The organism is Pseudomonas frederiksbergensis (assembly GCF_003732665.1).
Lineage (GTDB): Bacteria > Pseudomonadota > Gammaproteobacteria > Pseudomonadales > Pseudomonadaceae > Aquipseudomonas > Aquipseudomonas frederiksbergensis_G.
Genome location: NZ_MOBP01000015.1, coordinates 1 through 19036, shown reverse-complemented (window position 1 = coordinate 19036; position 19036 = coordinate 1). Strand labels below are relative to the sequence as shown.

The 19036-nt window shown below is 59.6% G+C and carries 19 protein-coding genes and 1 pseudogene; 3 read left to right on the top strand and 17 right to left on the bottom strand.

The genetic code is table 11. From position 1 onward, the window contains the following. Positions 1-4: 4 nt before the first annotated feature. From BK665_RS34525 to minC, 7 genes are all read right to left on the bottom strand, one after another. Positions 5-181, bottom strand: coding sequence for a hypothetical protein (locus BK665_RS34525; protein WP_185076617.1), 177 nt, complete (start codon positions 179-181; stop codon positions 5-7). Between the two features lie 146 nt (positions 182-327). Continuing rightward, the gene (locus BK665_RS23700) at positions 328-1617 is read right to left on the bottom strand and encodes a M18 family aminopeptidase (protein WP_123409032.1); all 1290 of its coding nucleotides are present in this window, start codon (positions 1615-1617) and stop codon (positions 328-330) included. Positions 1618-1693: 76 nt separating this feature from the next. Then, the gene (locus tag BK665_RS23695) at positions 1694-2797 is read right to left on the bottom strand and encodes a hypothetical protein (RefSeq protein ID WP_123409031.1); all 1104 of its coding nucleotides are present in this window, start codon (positions 2795-2797) and stop codon (positions 1694-1696) included. Between the two features lie 47 nt (positions 2798-2844). After that, complete coding sequence (locus BK665_RS23690; RefSeq protein ID WP_123409030.1) at positions 2845-3480, bottom strand: RluA family pseudouridine synthase; 636 nt, start codon at positions 3478-3480, stop codon at positions 2845-2847. 184 nt (positions 3481-3664) lie between these two features. Continuing rightward, positions 3665-3919 (bottom strand): cell division topological specificity factor MinE, encoded by a 255-nt coding sequence (gene minE, locus BK665_RS23685; protein WP_007898843.1) that lies wholly within the window; start codon positions 3917-3919, stop codon positions 3665-3667. After that, complete coding sequence (gene minD, locus BK665_RS23680) at positions 3919-4731, bottom strand: septum site-determining protein MinD (protein WP_123409029.1); 813 nt, start codon at positions 4729-4731, stop codon at positions 3919-3921. The genes minE and minD overlap by 1 nt, the downstream gene beginning before the upstream one ends. Positions 4732-4932: 201 nt before the next feature. After that, on the bottom strand, positions 4933-5670 hold the full coding sequence (gene minC / locus BK665_RS23675) for a septum site-determining protein MinC (RefSeq protein ID WP_123409240.1): 738 nt from the start codon (positions 5668-5670) through the stop codon (positions 4933-4935). 118 nt (positions 5671-5788) lie between these two features. Here minC and BK665_RS23670 point away from each other — a divergent pair, with 118 nt between their 5' ends. After that, positions 5789-6721, top strand: coding sequence for a lipid A biosynthesis lauroyl acyltransferase (locus BK665_RS23670; protein ID WP_123409028.1), 933 nt, complete (start codon positions 5789-5791; stop codon positions 6719-6721). A gap of 35 nt (positions 6722-6756) precedes the next feature. Further along, complete coding sequence (locus BK665_RS23665; RefSeq protein ID WP_123409027.1) at positions 6757-7929, top strand: patatin-like phospholipase family protein; 1173 nt, start codon at positions 6757-6759, stop codon at positions 7927-7929. 117 nt (positions 7930-8046) lie between these two features. Here BK665_RS23665 and BK665_RS23660 read toward each other — a convergent pair whose 3' ends face one another. The 7 genes from BK665_RS23660 to puuE form a co-directional block, all read right to left on the bottom strand. Continuing rightward, the gene (locus tag BK665_RS23660; RefSeq protein ID WP_123409026.1) at positions 8047-8832 is read right to left on the bottom strand and encodes an outer membrane protein OmpK; all 786 of its coding nucleotides are present in this window, start codon (positions 8830-8832) and stop codon (positions 8047-8049) included. Positions 8833-9422: 590 nt separating this feature from the next. Next, positions 9423-10781: a nucleobase:cation symporter-2 family protein gene (locus tag BK665_RS23650; protein WP_123409024.1), complete on the bottom strand. Its 1359-nt coding sequence runs from the start codon at positions 10779-10781 to the stop codon at positions 9423-9425. 191 nt (positions 10782-10972) lie between these two features. Next, complete coding sequence (locus BK665_RS23645; protein ID WP_123409023.1) at positions 10973-12274, bottom strand: urate hydroxylase PuuD; 1302 nt, start codon at positions 12272-12274, stop codon at positions 10973-10975. A 50-nt stretch (positions 12275-12324) separates the two neighbouring features. Continuing rightward, entirely contained in the window at positions 12325-12828 is a 504-nt protein-coding gene (locus BK665_RS23640; RefSeq protein ID WP_010456681.1) for an ureidoglycolate lyase, read from the bottom strand. Between the two features lie 121 nt (positions 12829-12949). Continuing rightward, positions 12950-13945: an allantoicase gene (gene alc / locus BK665_RS23635; protein ID WP_123409022.1), complete on the bottom strand. Its 996-nt coding sequence runs from the start codon at positions 13943-13945 to the stop codon at positions 12950-12952. 90 nt (positions 13946-14035) lie between these two features. Further along, positions 14036-14551: a 2-oxo-4-hydroxy-4-carboxy-5-ureidoimidazoline decarboxylase gene (gene uraD, locus BK665_RS23630; RefSeq protein ID WP_123409021.1), complete on the bottom strand. Its 516-nt coding sequence runs from the start codon at positions 14549-14551 to the stop codon at positions 14036-14038. Then, positions 14548-15474, bottom strand: coding sequence for an allantoinase PuuE (puuE, locus tag BK665_RS23625; RefSeq protein ID WP_123409020.1), 927 nt, complete (start codon positions 15472-15474; stop codon positions 14548-14550). The genes uraD and puuE overlap by 4 nt, the downstream gene beginning before the upstream one ends. 409 nt (positions 15475-15883) lie before the next feature. On the opposite strand from puuE, the gene uraH reads away from it, so the two are divergent. Beyond that, positions 15884-16237: a hydroxyisourate hydrolase gene (uraH, locus tag BK665_RS23620; protein WP_123409019.1), complete on the top strand. Its 354-nt coding sequence runs from the start codon at positions 15884-15886 to the stop codon at positions 16235-16237. Between the two features lie 179 nt (positions 16238-16416). Here uraH and BK665_RS23610 read toward each other — a convergent pair whose 3' ends face one another. The 3 genes and pseudogenes from BK665_RS23610 to BK665_RS34645 form a co-directional block, all read right to left on the bottom strand. After that, a complete protein-coding gene (locus BK665_RS23610) occupies positions 16417-17043 on the bottom strand; it encodes a LysE family translocator (RefSeq protein WP_077430609.1) in 627 nt (208 codons plus the stop codon). Between the two features lie 64 nt (positions 17044-17107). Continuing rightward, positions 17108-18457, bottom strand: a complete 1350-nt coding sequence (locus BK665_RS23605; protein WP_123409017.1) for an NCS2 family permease — start codon at positions 18455-18457, stop codon at positions 17108-17110. 121 nt (positions 18458-18578) lie between these two features. Continuing rightward, a pseudogene (locus BK665_RS34645) lies at positions 18579-19036 on the bottom strand (hypothetical protein); the annotation flags it as partial.

Sequence of the window (19036 nt, the reverse complement as noted above, 5' to 3'; positions counted from 1 at the left end):
GCATTTATTCGTTGAGTTTGGCCAGGATTTTGTAAACAACGGTGGCCAGGATCAGCAGCATGCCGAGCCACATGGCGAACACGCCGGCATTCTTGTCACGGAAATTGAAGCCGATGGCCAGCATGATCATGCCGACGAGAATCGGGATCAGCATGGCGTGGAAGGAAGACATCGAGATCATGGCGACAGCCTTGTCGTAGGGGATAACTTAAGTCTAGGTGGCTTTTGGCGACCGGTGGTAAACACCTGTAGGAGCAAGGCTTGCCCGCGATGGCGATCTCATTGACGCCATCGCGGGCAAGCCTTGCTCCTACAGGGGTGCAGCGTCTACGGCAACTCGCGGCACGCGTAGAACGCGCCCAGCACTTTGACCAGGTGCGCCAGGTCGTGGCTGCCGCACAGTTCACGGATCGAGTGCATGGCGAACGTCGGCAGGCCGATGTCCACGGTGCGCACGCCCAGGTGGCTGGCGGTGATCGGGCCGATGGTCGAGCCACAGCCCATGTCGCTGCGTACCACGAAGCTCTGCACCGGGACTTCTTCGGCCATGCACAGATGGCGGAAGAACCCGGCGGTTTCGCTGTTAGTGGCGTAGCGCTGGTTGCTGTTGACCTTGATCACCGGGCCGGCGTTGAGTTTCGGGCCGTGGTTGGCGTCGTGTTTTTCCGCGTAGTTGGGATGCACGCCGTGGGCGTTGTCCGCCGAGACCAGCAGGGATTTCTGAATCGTGCGGACGAATTCATCCCCTTCAGGCAGCAGGCGACGCAGGGTCTGCTCCAGCATCGGGCCATCGGCGCCGCAGGCCGAGCAGGAACCGACTTCTTCGTGGTCATTGCAGACCAGTACGCAGGTTTCGTCGGTTTCAGTGGTCAGCAACGCTTGCAGGCCGGCGTAGCACGACAGCAGGTTGTCCAGGCGCGCACCGGCAATGAAGTCGCCATGCAGGCCGATGACCGCTGCGCTTTGGGTGTCATAGAAACTCAGCTCGTAGTCGAGCACCACGTCGGCGTTGAGGCCGTGTTCCCGGGCGAGTTGATCGGTGAGCACCGCACGGAAATCCACGCGCTCGTCACCGGCGAATTGCGCGAGGATCGGCGGTAATTCGGTTTGCGCATTGATCGCCCAACCCATGTTGGCTTCACGGTTGAGGTGAATGGCCAGGTTGGGGATGGTGGCGATCGGTGCCTTGAAGTCGATCAACTGGCTCTCGACCTTGCCATCACGGCGGAAGGTCACGCGGCCGGCCAGGGACAGGTCACGGTCGAACCACGGCGCCAGCAGCGCGCCGCCATAGACTTCGACGCCCAGTTGCCAGAAACCCTGGCGTTGCAGCTCCGGCTGCGGCTTGACCCGCAGGCATGGGCTGTCGGTGTGGGCGCCGACCAGGCGGATGCCGCCGTGCAGGGGCGAATGGCGGCCCATCTTGAACGCGACAATCGAGGAGTCGTTACGGGTGACGTAGTAACGACCGTTGGTTTCGACGGCCCACGGCTCACGCTCATCAAGACGCGAAAAACCTGCCGCTTCCAGTCGCTGAACAAGGCTGGCAGTGGCATGAAACGGGGTAGGGGAGGCCTTGAGAAAGTCGATCAGGCCTTGGTTCAACTCTTCGCGCATAAGAAACTCCAGACAGCAATGGGCGGCAGTTTAACGTATTGGCCTGGGGCTTTGGGCATCACATGTGTCACCGGCGTCAGCCGGCAGCCTCGACCCGTTTTTTCAGGTATTGCATGATCACCCGTTCATCTTCGGGTTTTTCCGGTTTGGGCAGTTGTTCCGGCCAGAGACTGCGAGTGCTCAGCAGCTTTTTCTGACGGCTTTCGTCCCAGCGCAAAATCTCCCGCGAGGCGCATTCCCACCATTCATGGCGGCAAGCCCCGTAATACGGCCCCTCAGGTGCGGCACTGCCATACAGCAAGTCGCGACCGACCTTGCGCAGCGCGCCGTTCTGGTGGCGCAACTTCCATTTGATTTTCAATCGCTGCCAGGCCGATGGGAACGGTTTGACCCGCGGCACATCACGGCAAAGCTCAACCAGATCGAGGCTGAACTGTTCGCCATGTCGGGAGAAGAAATAGGCAACCATCGCATGGAAGAAGCGTTTTTCCGCGAAGTAGTGATAGATGTACTTTTTCGCCTCACCCACGGGTTTGTCGCGCATCGCGAACGACAACGCAATTTGCTCGATGGTGTGGATGTCGAAACCGTCCCGGGTCCATTCGTCGATCAACTGGATGGATTCGTCCAGCAGAGCGCCGTCGTGGTGAGTCACGCCGCACAGTCCGCTGTTGTACAACTTGAAACCGTTGTCCGCGTTGACGCCATGAGCTTGCAGGCACGTACCGAGTTTCAAGTATTCGGGGCGCTCACAGACGTAATGCCAGTCGTACTCGAAGCGATCCATCAGGTATTGGCCGGGCTCGATCTTGCTGAAGGCCCGGTTCGGGTCGCTGGTGAACAACGTGTCGGTATCGACGAACAGGGTTTTTTCAGCAAGTGTCAGGCCGGCGGCAATGGCGCAGGCCTTGCGCCGGTGGTGATAGCCGTTTTCGCCCTGCCACTGTGTCAGGATTTCCTGGCTCAGAAACACGGTTTCAACCGGCCAGCCGGCGTAATCCTGAGGGCGATCCGTGAGGATTCTGATGCGTGGGAACTTCGCATTTTTTACATGGGACAGCGCGGTCAAGATGCTGAACTTGGCTTCGCGCCGGTAAACGTCCTGGTTGCCGTAAATCAGGTAAAGCAGTTGGTTGCGGGTTTTTTTAACGGGTGTTTCCAGAAAATCGGTAAAACTCATCCGGATGGGGGTCCTTTTAAAGCGGGCAACTGCTTGTCAAGCAGCGCTTAAAACGGGGCCGGGCATTCGAAACGCAAGCGTTCGCCGGTTTGAGGATGGGTGAAGCTGAGCATACTGGCGTGCAGGCACAAACGTGGCCAGGCAGTGAGGGCTTGTTCGTGGGCGTAGAGCCCGTCACCCAGCAACGGGTGGCCGATGGACAGCATATGCACGCGTAGCTGATGGGAGCGGCCGGTGATCGGCGTCAGCTCGACACGGCACCAGTCGCCGCAACGTTCCAGCACACGCCAGAAGGTCAGGGCGTTCTTGCCGAATTCGTGGTCCACCACATGGCGAGGCTTGGTCGGCGGATCGTAGCGCAGGGGCAGATCGATGCTGCCACTGTCCAGTTCCGGCTGACCCCAGCACAGGGCGGTGTAGGCCTTTTCGGTTTCGCGGTCGTGAAATTGCCTCGACAGTTCGCGATGGGTATCCGGGTCACGGGCCAGCAGGATGATGCCGGAGGTTTCCCAGTCCAGGCGATGGACGATCCGCGCTTCCGGGTAGCCGTTTTCTTGCAAACGGGTAATCAGGCAGTCCTTGTTGTCATCGGCCCGGCCGGGGACGGAGAGCAACAGGGTCGGTTTGTTCACCACCAGGACGGCGTCGTCTTGATGGATGATGTGGACGTTGGACAACGGCATTAAAACAGCCTCGTAACAAACGCCAACGGCGGCTCAGAACCCTGCACACCTGTGTAGGAGCGAGGCTTGCCCGCGAATCGCATCAACTCGGTGTGTCAAATACACCGAGTTGCCGGGGTTCGCGAGCAAGCTTCGCTCCTACACGGAGCGCAGGTCTGAGCCGCCGTGGCTCCCGCTGGATCGACTAGCGATCCGGAAGGGTGATATTGAGTTCCAGAATCGAGCAGCTACCCTGGTTTTCCAGGGCGACGTGCACGTCATCGGACCCGATATTGACGTACTTGCGGATCACTTCCACCAGTTCCTTCTGCAAGGCTGGCAGGTAGTCCGGGGTACTGCGCTGGCCGCGTTCATGCGCCACGATGATCTGTAGACGCTCTTTCGCTACCGACGCGGTGCTGACCTTTTTGCTGGCACGAAAGAAGTCAAAAAGATTCATTATTTACCTCCAAACAGGCGCTCGAAGAAGCCCTTCTTCGTCACATCGAGAAAACGATGTTCCTTTTCTTTGCCAAGGAGGCGATCGACGGCATCGCCGTACGCCTGGCCGGCGTCGCTCTGGTCGTCGAGGATCACGGGCACGCCCGAGTTGGAGGCTTTCAGTACGGCTTGGGATTCCGGAATGACACCCAGCAGTGTCACGGCCAGGATTTCCTTCACGTCTTCGACGCCAAGCATTTCGCCGTCGCTCACGCGTTGCGGGTTGTAGCGGGTCAGCAGCAAATGTTCCTTGATCGGATCTTCGCCACGTTCGGCGCGACGGGACTTGCTGGCCAGGAGGCCGAGCATGCGGTCCGAGTCACGTACCGAGGACACTTCCGGGTTGGTCACGATGATCGCTTCATCAGCGAAGTACATGGCCAGGTGAGCACCTTTCTCGATGCCGGCCGGGGAATCGCAGACCACGAATTCGAAGTCTTCTTTCAACGCCATCAGGACTTTTTCCACGCCTTCGACGGTCAGCGCGTCTTTGTCGCGGGTCTGACTGGCGGCCAGTACGTAGAGGTTTTCCAGGCGTTTGTCTTTGATCAGGGCTTGTTGCAGGTTGGCTTCGCCGTTGACCACGTTGACGAAGTCATACACCACGCGGCGCTCGCAACCCATGATCAGGTCGAGGTTACGCAAACCGACGTCGAAGTCGACGATGACTGTTTTGTGGCCGCGCAGAGCGAGGCCTGTACCGATAGCGGCGCTGGTGGTGGTCTTACCCACACCACCCTTGCCGGATGTAACCACGAGAATCTTGGCCAAGGTGTTTCACCCCTAAGGAAAAAGGACTTTTAGCCCCTGAAAAACATCTCTTGAAAAACTACTGCAGTCGGACAGCCTTGGCTGGAATCCGGTCCTTGGCGGTATCTACCTGCGGTAAACACTGCTTTTGGCCTTTTTCCTACTTCGTTTGAGCCGTTTTCGCTACGTTTTAGAGATGCTTGGAAAATGCGGCAGTATCCGTTAAAGCCGAATGATGTTCAACACGTCGCCCGACAGGCTGACTTGTACGCCCGAGCCCCACAACGGATCGCGGCGCAGATCTTCGGACACCTTGTAGTGGCCGGCGATGGACAGCAGTTCAGCGCTCATTTGCTGACAGAAAATCCGTGCTTTCCAGTCACCCTTGACCCCGGCCAGTGCACGACCGCGCATAGGGCCGTATACATGGATGTTCCCATCGGCGAGAAGTTCCGCCCCCGGGCTGACCGAGGAAATCACTACCAGATCGCCACCTTGGGCATAGATCTGTTGGCCACCACGTACTGGCGACGTGATGATTTTCGTCGGTTTGATGGTCGGCTCCGGTGGTTTTTCCGGTTTTTTCACCACCACGCCTTCGTTCGGGTCCAACGGACGCTCACGGGCGCCGGACGGCGGCAGTACTGGCAGGTCGACGGCAATGGCGGCGGCGATGTCTTCGATGCGGCTGGCGCGGATCGCCAGGGTGCGCAGGCCGTGGGAGCGGCACACGCGCATCAGGCCGGGCAGATCGACCGCGCCTTCGCTGGCCGGGAGTTTGTCCAGGGCCAGCACCAGCGGCGCATTGCTGAAGAAATTCGGCGCCTGGGCGACCTTGGCGGCCAGTTGCCGATCGAGGCTCTCGAGGTCGTTTCGGGCCAGCTCCAGCACCGTAATGGCGAGCATGCTGCCCTTCAACTGGAACACGGGATCTTGGTCTAGCGGTTCGGTTTGGCTCATGGTCGGCATACAACGGCTTGTCACTAAAAGTGCCGAGACTTATAACGATAACGCCCGCAGGCCGCAAGCCGGGTCGAACGATGTAGAATGCGCGGCCATTGTCTTTCCGGAACCTTTAATGGATCGCCCGCGTTTTCGTACAGCATTTCTTTCTCCGCGTTTCTGGCCGCTGTGGTGTGGGCTGGGGCTGTTGTGGCTGATCGTCCAGTTGCCGTATCCGGCGTTGTTGTCCATCGGTCGCCTTTTGGGTGCCTTGATGTACCGGGTGGCCGGCGACCGACGGCGCATCGCCAAGCGCAATCTTGAGCTGTGTTTCCCTGAAAAGTCCGCCGCCGAGCGCAAGCGCCTGCTCAAGGAAAACTTCGCTTCTACCGGCATCGCCTTCTTCGAAATGGCCATGAGTTGGTGGTGGTCGCGCAAGCGCCTGGCCAAATTGGCCCATGTCGAAGGCCTGGAGCATCTGAAAAAAGCCCAGCGCGACGGCAAGGGCGTGATCCTGATGGCCCTGCATTTCACCACCCTGGAAGTCGGCGCGGCGCTGCTGGGGCAGCAGCACACGATTGACGGCATGTATCGCGAACATAAAAATCCGTTGTTCGACTTTATCCAGCGTCGCGGCCGCGAGCGGCACAACCTCGATTCGCTGGCGGTGGAGCGCGACGACGTGCGCGGCATGCTCAAGTTGCTGCGCGCCGGCCGGGCGATCTGGTACGCACCGGACCAGGACTATGGCGCCAAGCAAAGCATCTTCGTGCCGCTGTTCGGGATTCAGGCTGCCACCGTGACCGCGACCAGCAAATTTGCCCGGTTGGGCAAAGCGCTGGTGGTGCCGTTCACCCAGGAGCGTCTGGCGGACGGCAGCGGCTATCGGCTGGTGATTCATGCGCCACTGGAGAATTTCCCCGGCGAGACTGACGAGGCGGATTGCATTCGCATCAATCAGTGGGTTGAAGGCGCCTTGCGCGACTGCCCGGAGCAATACCTCTGGGCCCATCGCCGCTTCAAGAGCCGCCCGCCGGGCGAGCCCAAGTTGTACGCAAAACGCGGTTGAACCACCGACCCCTTTAGGCACCATGGAGTGTTGCGATGAGCCCAGCTGAACCGGTTACAGGGTTGATTCTTTCCGGCGGCGGGGCTCGGGCGGCGTATCAGGTGGGCGTGCTGGCGGCGATTGCCGAATTGCTGCCACCGGGGGCAGACAACCCGTTTCCGGTGATCGTCGGCACCTCGGCCGGGGCGATCAATGCGGTCAGCCTGGCCAGCGGGGCGATGGACTTTCGTGGCGCCATCGAGCGCCTGACTGCGTTCTGGCAAGGCTTTCGCAGTCATCTGGTGCTGCGCAGCGACTGGCCCGGCGTCATCCATCAAGCCAGTCGTTTTGTCAGCCACAGCCTGCTCGGCATCGGCGCCCAAGTGCCGGTGGCGTTGCTCAACAGTTCGCCGCTGCGCGGGTTGCTCAACGACAAACTGCAGATGAACGGCATCGCCGAAGCCATCGCGCAAAAGCAGTTGCAGGCGGTTGCGGTGACCGCGTTCGGCTACGAGTCCGGCCAGGCCGTCACCTTCTATCAGGGCGGCGGGACCATCGACGCCTGGTTGCGCCATCGACGAATCGGCGTGCCGACCCAATTGACCGTTGAACATTTGCTCGCCAGTTCGGCGATTCCGCTGTTGTTCGCCCCGATAAAAATCGGCGAAGAGTTTTTCGGCGATGGCGCAGTGCGGCAGTCGGCACCGATTAGCCCGGCGCTGCACCTGGGCGCGAGCAGGGTACTGGTGGTGGGCGTCAGCGGCAACCCGCGTGGGGTTGACCCGGAGCAACCGCTGCAACGGGCCTACACCGGCCAGCAGCCGACCTTGGCGCAGATCGGCGGGCACATGCTCAACAGCACGTTCATTGACAGCCTGGAAAGTGATATCGAGCTGTTGCAGCGTTTGAACCAGTTCAGCCACTTGATGCCCGATGGCACACCGACCCGTGCCTTGGGCGTGGCGCCGGTGGACGTGCTGGTGATTTCCCCAAGCCAGCCGATCGATGAAATTGCCGCACGGCATCGCCAGGAATTGCCGGCGGCGCTGCGCCTGTTCCTGCGCGGGCCGGGAGCGACCAAGACGAGTGGGGCGGGGGTGTTGAGTTATCTGCTGTTCGAGGCGGGGTATTGCAGCGAGTTGATCGATCTCGGGCGCCGGGATGCGTTGGCCAAGCGTGATGAGTTGTGCCGGTTTTTGGGGTTGGCGGAGCCGGTGGTTCCGGCTTGAGATGGGCGGTGCGGCCATTCGCGGGCAAGCCTCGCTCCTACAGGGTGGTGTCGTTCGCGAATTCGGCGAACGACACAAAACCCGTAGGAGCGAGGCTTGCCCGCGAAGCTTTTAAGATCAGAAGTGGAACTTCACCAGGAAGCTCGTGGTGTTCTGATTGGTGGTGAACGCACGGGTGTCGTCGATCCCGTACTTGTCTTTCCAGTAGTCGTATTCCACACCGACGTACAACTGCTTCTCGCCAAAATTCAGCGCTTTGCCCAGGTCGTATTTAACCTGTGGGTTGAAGTGCAGGTTGGCGTGGTAGTCGCCGTGGGAATTGGAGTCGTTGTCGACCACCCAGTCCATGAAGCCGTCGATCAGGATGTTCGAGTCGCCGACCGGAATGGTGTAGGACCAGACCGGGGTGATCTGCCAGACGTTGTCACCGGCGCGCGGGCCTTCAGTGTGACGCTGGTAGAAGTTCAGTTGGAAGTAGTCGAAGCCGGGAATCGCCAGGTCGAAACCCGGGCCGATCAGGTACGACTCGACGTCGCCTTCACCGAACTCGTAAGTCATCGCCAGCAGGACGTCTTTGATCGGGCCGAACTCGATCTTCTGGTCGAGGACCTTGCCCAGGGAAATACGCGGGCTGAACTCACCGTAGTAGGTGTTCGGGCCGACGTTGAAGTCCTTCTCGCCGTTGTAGAAGATCTTGTCGACGAAGAGGAAGTTGTCCCCGTATTTCCAGGCGTCAGCGTGCTCGAAAGTGACGGTTTGCTGAATGTGCGGGTTGACCTTGAAGTCCTTGCCATACAGGTAGGTCAGACTGTTGTTTTGCCATTGCAGCAGGTCGCCGGCCATCGCCTGGCCCCCGGCCAGCAAGGTTCCCGCGAGCATCAGGCTGGTGCACGTACGTTTCATTCGGTTGCTCCCAAAAAGTAGGTGGTTCGACGTTTTTTTTTCTTAGGTCGGCGCTCTGGTGTGGCGCCTTTTCTTGCAGCTGTAAAAATTCATCCATTCGGTCAGCTTTGTTGCTGTTAGCAAGAGCTGAGCCAAGGCATTCAAAAAGCCAAAAAACGCCCGCTCGGCTGTTCGGAAACAGTCGATTACGAGAGATTTTGGGATGCCTTGATGCCGTCCAGTGCCGGGATAAGTTGGCTTTCTGGTCAGGAATTAAATCCGGGCTTTTTTTTAGACCAGATTCGGGCGGCCGCGGAGAATACTGACTCCTTGGCCAGGTCTCAAGTGCCCCGCAACAGCGCACCGACGACAGGTTTGGGGCACGGTTGGCGGAAGTGGGCCTGCCGTCGTCAAACGACAGGCTTGAGGGGGTAAAAACCATCGGGTGCTTCCTCTTGTTTTTATTGTTGAGGCGCAGGCTGTGGCTGACCCGTCCCTGTGTGGGAGCGGGCTTGCTCGCGAAGGCGGTGTGTCAGAACCACATGAGTCGACTGATACGACGCTTTCGCGAGCAAGCCCGCTCCCACAAGGGGGGATCTGTGTTTTTCCGGTTAGTGCGGGTGGGCCGCGCAGTCGTTGATGGCTGCGCGTTCGCGGCCGCCGAGAATGTTGAACAGCAGGTTCAGCGCCAGGGCACTCAAGGTCGCCATGGCGATGCCGCTGTGGGTGATCGGGCTCATCCACATCGGCAAGTGCGCGAAGAACTCCGGACGCACCACCGGGATCAGGCCCATGCCAATGCTCACTGCCACCAGCAGTTGATTGCGGCGGTCGCCGATGTCGGCTTCTTGCAGGATCTTGATGCCAGTGGCCGCAACCATGCCAAACATCGCAATCGCCGCACCGCCCAATACCGCCGGTGGAATCGAAGCCACCAGGAACGCCGCTTTCGGCAGCAGGCTCAGAACCACCAGCAAGCCACCGGCGACGATGGTCACCGAGCGGCAACGCACGCCGGTCATCTGCACCAGGCCGATGTTCTGCGCGAAGGAGGAGTGGGTGAACGTGTTGAAGAACCCGGCGAAGAACGACGCGCCGGCATCGCAGAGCAGACCGCGACGGAGCATCCGTGGGCAGACTTCCTGGCCGGTGATCTTGCCCAGGGCGAGAAACATCCCGGTGGACTCGACGAAGATGATCACCACCACCAGGCACATCGACAGGATCGGCGCGAGTTCGAATTTCGGCATGCCGAAGTGCAGCGGGGTGACAATCTGCACCCACGGCGCCTGGGCCATGCCGCTCAGGTCAACCATGCCGATTACACCGCACAGCGCGTAGCCCAGGCACATGCCGATCAACACGGAAATGTTGACCCAGAATCCGCGCATAAAGCGGTGGACCAGCAGAATCGTGGCCAGCACCAGCGCGGCGATGGCCAGGTAAATCGGCGAACCGAATTGCGTGGCGCCGGCACCGCCGCCGGCCCAGTTCACGGCGACGGGGAACAGCGACAAACCGATCGAGGTGATGACCGTGCCGGTCACCAGCGGCGGGAAGAAGCGCACAACTTTGGACATGAACGGCGCGATAAGCATGCCGAAGAACCCGGCGGCGATGGTCGCACCGAAGATCCCCTGCAAACCGATCCCGGGCATGCCGGCCATCGCCACCATGCTGCCGACCGCAGCGAAACTGGCACCCATCATCACCGGCATACGAATGCCCATCGGGCCGATGCCGAGGGATTGCACGATGGTGGCGATGCCGGCCACCAGCAGGTCGGCGTTGATCAGGAAGGCGATTTCTTCACGACTCAGGCCAGCGGCCTGTCCGATGATCAGCGGCACCGCGATGGCACCGCCGTACATCAGCAGAACGTGTTGCAGACCGACCAGGATCAGTTGCAAAAGGGGCAAACGCTGAATGGCGGGTGCGTCGGGGATGCGCGCTTGGGATAGCTCGGACATGCAACACCTCGGATCTTTTTTATTCTTGTGATTTTTGCAGCAGGCAAACCTGTGGAAGCGGGCTTGCTCGCGAAGGGGCCATTACATTCAACATCTTTGTTGACTGACCCGACGCTTTCGCGAGCAAGCCCGCTCCCACAGGTCAACGTGGACCTTGTAGGAGCGAGGCTTGCCCGCGAAGCTTTTAACGATTAATTGGTCTGGGCTCCCTGGTTGATCCACGCACCAATCAGGTCACGTTCCTGCTGGGTCATCTGTGTGATGTTGCCCAGTGGCATGATCTGGCTGGCGACGGCTTGCGCCTGGATCCGCGGGGCCAATTGCTGGATTTGTTGCGGGGTGTCGAACATCACGCCGGCCGGTGCTGCACTGAACAGCGGGCTGGTCGGTTTGGCCGAATGGCACACGGCGCAGCGTTCCTGAATCACGCTGTGCACCTTGTCGAACGCCGGGCCCTGGTTCGACGCTTGCGCCGGTGCAGTGGCAGGCGCGGCAGGCTTGGCTTCAGCAGGTTTGGCGCCACCACCGAGGGCGGTTTCCGGCAACGGCTGGTACTCGATAGTGCCAGGGGCCTTGGCCACTTCCGGTGCGCTCGGCATCTGCGCCGGGCCAGTCACGTAGGCCAGGCTGATCATGCCCACGGCTGCGACCGGCAGGGTCCAGGCAAACTTGTGGCTGTCGTGACGGGTGTTGAAGTAGTGACGCACCAACACCGCCAGCACCGCGATCCCGGCCAGGATCAGCCAGTTGTATTGGCTGCCGTAGGTGCTCGGGAAGTGGTTGCTGATCATGATGAACAGCACCGGCAAGGTGAAGTAGTTGTTGTGACGCGAACGCAGCAAACCTTTGGCCGGCAGCGCCGGATCCGGCGTGCGGTTCTCGGCAATCGCCGCCACCAGTGCACGTTGCGCCGGCATGATGATGCGGAAGACGTTGCCGACCATGATGGTGCCGATGATCGCGCCGACGTGCAGGTACGCACCACGACCGCTGAACACTTTGCTGAAGCCGTAGGCGGCCGCAATGATCAGCACGAACAGGATGCCGCCGAGCAGGGCAGGGCGTTTGCCCAGGGCCGAGTCGCAGAGGAAGGAGTAGATGAACCAGCCGATGAACAGCGAACCGATACCGATGGCCACACCTTCAGGACCGCTCAGGGTGCTGCCCGGTGCCAGCAGATAGAGTGTCGGGTTGGAGTAGAACACCACGCACAGCAGCGCGATCCCCGACATCCAGGTGAAGTAGGCTTCCCATTTGAACCAGTGCAGGTTGTCCGGCATGGTCGGTGGAGCCAGTTTGTATTTTTCCAGGTGATAGATACCGCCGCCGTGGATCGCCCACAGATCGCCCGCCAGACCGCTTTTCGGGTTGACCCGATTGAGGTTGTTTTCCAGCCAGACGAAATAGAACGACGCACCGATCCAGGCCACGCCAGTAATCATGTGAACCCAGCGCACGCTCAGGTTCAGCCATTCCAACAGATGTGCTTCCACAGTCTTTACCTCTCGCCCGTCACTCTGTTGTCGAGTGATCAGACCTTCTCTTATTGGTGGGGGGCAAGGATCAACCGCTCATCCTCTTTGAAAAAATGCTCATCGCAGTTATTGCCTGTGCCACTGCGATCAACCACCAGGAAGTCATCCCGCTTTTCGATCGTCAGCACCGGATGGTGCCAAACGCCGCGATGGTAATTAATGCCCTGCCTGCCGTTGGTGACGAAGGCGCGGACCAAGCCTGATACAGGTTCATCGCCAAGTGGCGCGACCACGATCAGAAAGGGGTTGCCGAGCAGCGGGATGAAAGCCTGGCTGCCCAGCGGGTGACGCTCCAGCATGCTGACGGTCAGCGGCATGTCCTGCGCGTCGGCGCGGAAAATGCTGATGATCGCGTTGTCTTCTGGCGTGGCGGTTTGCACCGTCGCCAGTTTATGAAAGCGCATGGTCGAACCGTTGTTGATCATGAAGTGATCGCTGCCGTCGGTTTCAATCACGTCACCGAAAGGGGCGAAGGCTTCTTTGGTCAGCGGTTCAATCGTCAGTGTGCGCATGCTGGTCTTCTTACCTTGAATTCTGTGTTGTTAGTTCTGACGCCTTCGCGAGCAAGCCCGCTCCCACATTTGGAATGCATTCCCCTGTGGGAGCGGGCTTGCTCGCGAATGGCTTCACCGCTTATTTAGCCACTTTGCCGAGCACGCGCAGGCGACTCACACCACCATCCGGGAACACATTGAGGCGGATGTGGGTGATCGGGCCCAGGGCTTTGATCTGCTCGGCGAAGGTGTGTTCGGCGTGCATTTCCAGTTTCTGCGCCGGCAGCAGTTCGCGCCAGAACAGCGATTGGGTTTCGATCTGGCTGTCGGTGCCGCCCTTCACGAAAGCGCCCTGGATCGAGCAAGTGTCCGGGTAGTTGCCCTTGAAGTGCAGGGTGTCGACGATGACTTTCTCGACTTCGCCGGCATGACCCAGCGCGACGATCACCCAGTCATTGCCCGGCGTGCGACGACGTGCGGTTTCCCAGCCATCGCCCATGTTGACGCCACGGCCCGGGTTGAGAATGTTGCTCATGCGACCGAAGTGTTCGTCGGAGCAGGCGAGGGCGCGGCCACCGTTCAGGGCTGCGGCCAGGTCGATCTGTTCGTTGTCGCCCACCGCCGACCAGTCGCGGTGCGGCACACCATACACACGCAGACGCGCTACGCCGCCATCCGGGTAGATGTTGAAACGCAGGTGGCTGAAGGCCTGGTCGTTGTTGATTTCGTGGTAGTGGTGGCTGTTGCCTTGCAGCTCGACGGCGGACAGCACTTCAACCCACTGGGTATTTTCGGTCGGCTCGCCTTCAGCCAGGAAACAGGCTTCCAGGGAGGCCGACGGCGGGAAGTTGCCGGTGAAGAATGAAGTGTCGATGTCCACGCCTTTGATCGAACCGGCGACACCCAGGCGAATCACCGCGCTGTCATAGCCTTCGAAGCGCTTGCGGCGCGATTCCCAGCCGTCCATCCACTTGCCGTTGTCATCGAACACGCCTTCTTTCCACACAGCCGGGGTCGGCTGGAACAGGCGGTTGGCATCAGCGAACCAGTCATCGGTGACCGAGATGATTTTGGTGCCCAGGCGGGCGTCGGCCAGGTTGACGAACTTCTCGAAAGGTACGGCGTAAGCTTTCATTCTTCTTGTCTGCCTTTAATTAGTTGGCTTGGGATGCTCTCGGGGCCCTGGGAAACGCAAGCGTTCATGAGGTTTCTCGGGCCAGGATCGCTATAGGGTCAGTAATCGGAACAGGGCGATCTTGTTGATCTCCGCCAGCGCGCATTTGAATTCGGTATCTGCCGAGTTGTGAATGCGCGTTTCGAACGCCGCGAGGATCTGATGCCGGTTGCTGCCTTTTACCGCCATGATGAAGGGAAACTTGAACTTGGCCTTGTAGGCGTCGTTCAGCTCGGTGAAGCGCTGGAACTCTTCGGCCGTGCATTGGTGAATACCGGCGCCAGCCTGTTCATTGGTGCTGGCTTCGGTCAGTTCGCCCTGGACGGCAGCTTTGCCGGCCAGGTCCGGGTGAGCGTTGATCAGGGCCAGTTGGCTTTGATGATCGGCACTCAACAGGATGTCGCTCATGCGCTGGTGCAGGGTTTCGATCTCGTCGATCGAGGCGTCCTGGCCCAGGTCGAAGGCCTTTTCGGCCACCCATGGCGAATGTTCGTAGATGTCGGCGAACGCCGCGACAAACGCCTCGCGGCTCAGGGTCGATGGTTTGACGGTTTGAAAGGTGCTCATTGGGCAGCCCCTTGGTACGGGTGGGTTTCGTGCCAGTGGCGAGCGATGTCGACGCGACGGCTGAACCACACCTGTTCATGACTTTTAGCGTATTCGATAAAGCGCTTGAGCGAGGCCAGGCGCGCCGGACGGCCAATCAGGCGGCAGTGCAGGCCGATGGACAACATCTTCGGCGCTTCGGCACCTTCGGCGTACAGCACGTCGAACGCGTCCTTGAGGTATTCAAAGAAATCGTCGCCCTTGTTGAAACCCTGGACCTGGGTGAAGCGCATGTCGTTGGTGTCCAGGGTGTACGGGATCACCAGGTGCGGCTTGCCGGTCGGGTTGTTCGGTTCCCAGTAGGGCAGGTCGTCGTCGTAGGTGTCGCAGTCGTAGAGGAAACCGCCTTCTTCCATCACCAGCCGACGGGTGTTCGGGCCGGTGCGACCGGTGTACCAGCCCAGTGGGCGTTCGCCGGTGAGCTCGGTGAGGATGCGGATCGCTTCGAGCATGTGCTCGCGTTCCTGGGCTTCGTCCATGTACTGGTAGTCGATCCAGCGATAGCCGTGGCTGCAGATCTCATGGCCGGCCTCGACCATGGCGCGGATCACGTCCGGGTGGCGCTGGGCGGCCATGGCCACGGCGAAGATCGTCAGCGGGATGTCGAATTCCTTGAACAGTTTAAGCACCCGCCACACGCCGGCGCGGCTGCCATACTCGTAAAGGGATTCCATGCTCATGTTGCGCGCGCCTTGCAGCGGCTGCGCCGAGACCATTTCCGAGAGGAAGGCTTCGGATTCTTTATCGCCATGCAGGATATTGCGCTCGCCACCTTCCTCGTAATTGAGCACGAAGGACAGGGCGATGCGGGCATTGCCCGGCCAGTGTGGGTGCGGAGGGTTACTGCCGTAACCGACCAGGTCGCGTGGGTAGTCAGCGCTCACTGCAGTCTTCCTTCTTGTTCGTGTTGACTTGAGTTGTGTGGCCGCCTGGTGTGGCGTCACAGCGATGGGCTGATTGTATACAACTTTATATTCACTTTGTAAGCCTGATTTTTTGCATTTTTCATTAACTGTCATGAATGGATGCTACTGCAAGAAACCTGCCTGACTGGTCAGCTAATGGATAGAAGGTCCGCTGCACGTATGGTTCGTGGTTAGATTCGCCGGGAATCCCCGGATGACGGTGGTCGGGATAAAAATGTCATTTTTATTGTGTACAATATTTTTGAAAAGTGTCTTAATCAGTCGCTCGCCGCAGCTTTTCGTGCTCCGAAACGGTGCGGTCTCCTTTTCAACTGACTTCGGGAGGCGCGAGGCCTGACTGCTGTATGCAGGCAGGCGCGCAGAATCAATGGGACGTTTGACTACACACGTTTTGGACGCTGCACACGGTTGCCCGGGCAGCTCGATCAAGGTCGAGTTGTACCGCGTTGAAGGTTCGCAACTGGAATTGGTCGCCAGCGCGATCACCAACAGCGATGGCCGAGTCGATGCACCGTTGCTGCAAGGCGATGACTACCGTTCCGGGGTCTATCAGGTTCAGTTTCATGCGGGCGATTACTACCGCGCCCGTGGCGTTCAGTTGCCTACACCTGCGTTCCTCGACGTGGTGGTGCTGCGGTTTGGCATCTCTGCAGAACAGGATCACTACCATGTGCCGTTGCTGATTTCGCCCTACAGCTATTCGACCTACAGAGGAAGCTAGGACTTTCCCCCCAAGAATCCTGCGCATAAAGCTTCTTTGGTCTTTTGCCCGCCCACACTGCGGGCTTTTTTTTGCCCTTGAAAAAGTGGTGCCTGTCAGGGCCTCTTCGCGAGCAAGCCCGCTCCCACAGGGGAACGCATTCCATTGTGGGAGCGGGCTTGCTCGCGAAGCTTTTGCTTTTAGCGGCTCAACAACGACGCCGCACCCGCACCACCAAACAACCCGGCACTGACCCGGTTAAACCAACTCTGCCCCTTGCCGCTGCGCAAATACCGCGCCGCGCCATGGGCACCCAACCCATAAGCCAACTTGCACAGCAGATCGAGCACGGTCCAGGTTGCAATCATCACCAGCAACTGCGGCAGGAACGGTTGCTCGGCGCTCAAGAACTGCGGCAGGAACGCGGCGAAGAACAGGATGTCTTTCGGATTGCTCGCGCCCAGCACAAACGCGCGCCCGAACAGCGCACGGAAACGCGGCACTGGCGCAGCCTGGGGCACTTCGGCGCCCACTGATGGCTGGCGGGATTGCTGCCAGCTCTGCCAGGCGAGGTAGAACAGGTACAGCGCGCCGACGATCTTCAGCGCGCTGAACAGCTGTTCCGAGGCCAGCAGCAGGGCGCCCAGACCCAGCGCCGAGGCACTGAGCAGACAAATCGAAGCAATCACCCCACCGAGAAAGGCCGGGTAAGAACGGCGCAAACCGTAGTTCAAACTGTTGCTGATCATCAGCAAAGACAATGGCCCCGGGATCAGGATCACCACCAGCGCAGCGCCGCTGAACAGCAGCCAGGTTTCCAGACTCATCACTTTCCTCCTAATGTGCAAAAGCCCCACCCGACGGGGTGAGGCTGTTTGAAGCTATGACGGGTTACAAGAAAATGAACTTGGCGATGAAGATCGCGCAGAGCACCCACAGACTGATGGAAATTTCCTTGTACTTACCGGTGCCGGCCTTCAGCACCACGTAAGTGATAAAGCCCAGCGCGATGCCGTCGGCGACTGAAAAGGTCAGCGGCATCATGATCGCGGTGACAATCGCCGGGATGCTGTCGGTCGCTTCATCCCAGTTGATGTGCGCCATGCCGCTCATCATCAGCATCGCCACATAAATCAGCGCACCGGCGGTGGCGTAAGCCGGAATCATGCCAGCCAGCGGTGCGAAGAACATCGCGGCAATAAATAGCACACCTACGGTCACGGCGGTAAGACCAGTCCGACCACCAGCGGCGACACCCGCGGCACTTTCCACATAGCTGGTGACTGGAGGGACACCGACCATCGCCCCGAAAACGCTGGAGGCACTGTCGGCTTTCATCGCGCGGGAGAGGTTTTCGATCCGGCCGTCAGCGTTCACCAGGTTGGCGCGCTGGGCGACACCCATCAAGGTGCCGGCGGTGTCAAACATGTGCACGAATAGGAACGCCAGCACCACGCTGATCATACTGACGTTGAACACGCCGGCGATGTTCATGGCCATCCAGGTCGGGGCCAGGCTCGGCGGGGCGGACATGATGCCTTCATAGTGAACGAGGCCCAGGCCCCAGCCGGCGGCGGTCACGGTGATGATGCTGATGAGAATCGCGCCGAACACCTTGTGATAGCTGAGCACAGCGATCATCAGAAAGCAGATGGCCGCCAGCAGCGGGCCGGGTTCGCGCAGGGAGCCGAGCTTGATCAGGGTGGCCGGGCTGGCGACGATGATGCCGGCGGTTTTCAGGCCGATGATCCCCAGGAACAGCCCGACACCCGCGCCCATGGCGTAGCGCAGGCTCACGGGAATACTGTTGAGCAGCCATTCGCGAATCTTGGAAAAGGTCAGGATCATGAACAATACACCGGAGACAAACACCGCGCCGAGGGCGGTTTCCCAGTTGTAGCCCATGGTGCCGACCACGGTGTAGGTGAAGAACGCGTTCAGGCCCATGCCCGGCGCCAGACCGACCGGCCAGTTGGCGTACAGGCCCATCAACAGGCAGCCGAGCGCGGCGGCGATGCAGGTGGCGACGAACGCAGCGCCGTGATCAATGCCGGCGTCGGCCATGATGTTCGGGTTGACGAAGATGATGTAAGCCATGGTGATGAAGGTTGTCAGACCGGCAATCAGCTCGGTCTTCACCGTGGTGCCATGCAAGGTGAGTTTGAAGAGGCGTTCCAGCAGACCATTACGTAATGGCGGCGAGAGGTCCAATGTCGGGGCTTCGGATTTGCGGCTTTCCACAGCGAGTACTCCTCAAGAGTTTTATTTTTATTTCCAGGGCCGGACCCATGAGGGTGGCAGCGGCCCTTTGAGGCAGATACGAATTTGTTGACCGCTTGGTCAGGAACTCGCACGAAGTGGATTATGCTTTTGTATACAAATAAAGCAAATAATGTTTTTGTTTTTGTCGACGAAAAGTTTGGCAATAGAGATATATCGCCTGTGCTGGCCCCTTCGCGAGCAAGCCCGCTCCCACAGGGGAACGCATTCCAATGTGGGAGCGGGCTTGCTCGCGAAGGGGCCAGAACGGCCCAAACAAATCCAGCCAATAAAATTCAGTCAGCAGTCCCCTGGCTTTTCCCTGAATCTGAGGCTGAACTTCAACCACATCGATTCGGCTCGACTGGATGAAGGGCTCAGGCGATTGGCGGCGGTGGCAAGGCAGGCCTTGGCGGCGAAGGCAGCCTGAGGTCATAAAAAAACCGGCTTGAGGGCCGGTTTCTTTTATTCGGAATTTACGGTGTATGGACGGACGCCTTCGCGGGCAAGCCTGTTGGGGTCCAGTTTTTTTGGACCACTCCGTAGGAGCTTTAGGCCGCC